Source organism: Bowmanella yangjiangensis, assembly GCF_017255015.1.
In the GTDB taxonomy this organism is placed as follows: Bacteria; Pseudomonadota; Gammaproteobacteria; order Enterobacterales; family Alteromonadaceae; genus Bowmanella; species Bowmanella yangjiangensis.
Window position 1 is genome coordinate 1 of the sequence record NZ_JAFKCS010000460.1, and the last position, 605, is coordinate 605.

A 605-nucleotide genomic window follows, 5' to 3' on the forward strand; every position below is an offset into this window, starting at 1 on the left:
TTCTTCGATTACCGTCAGTCGAAGGTCGTGCAGATGCCGCAGGAATTCGGCGCCAAGTTCCCCAAGGTCAATCGCGTGGTCGGATAACTGACCTGTTGGCGTGACAGTTGCTGAATCCTCTGCTACGCCTTAGGGCATAACGATAAACAGCCTGTCATGCCAGGTTCATCGACGAATCGGCAGCATGCCAGGCTGACCTTGGGAGGAACCGCAATGCCAGCCATACGCAAGCGCGCTCAACGCACGGCTCTGATCGCCAGCCTCTCGGCCTGGTCCCTGCTCGCACTGCCTCTGCCTACGCACGCCACTTCGGCATCGGCGAGTGCGTTCTGCGGAGTCGTCGCAGCACTGGAAAGCCCGGCGCGCCAGGTCGAATCCATTCGCTGAAGCCAACGGCGCCGCGCACCAGATCAGCGCATCCGGCGTTGAAACAGTGCACCCGCGCCATGAGGTGGGCCACCACCCTGCTCTGAAACGCCCGACAGCAGCGGCTCGGGCGACTTGGCACAAGCGCTGCATTGCTGACGACACAACTTGATCAAAGCGCGACGCTCAACGAAGAGCGCCGCACTTCCCGGGGACTCGGGACTTGGACAAAGGCGTCC

The 605-nt window shown here is 61.8% G+C and carries 1 protein-coding gene; it reads right to left on the minus strand.

Features of this window, described 5'->3' with window-relative positions; genetic code table 11:
• Positions 1 to 410: 410 nt before the first annotated feature.
• The coding region (locus tag J0A65_RS25145) for a hypothetical protein (RefSeq protein WP_206596953.1) at positions 411 to 605 on the minus strand (195 nt) is incomplete at its 5' end.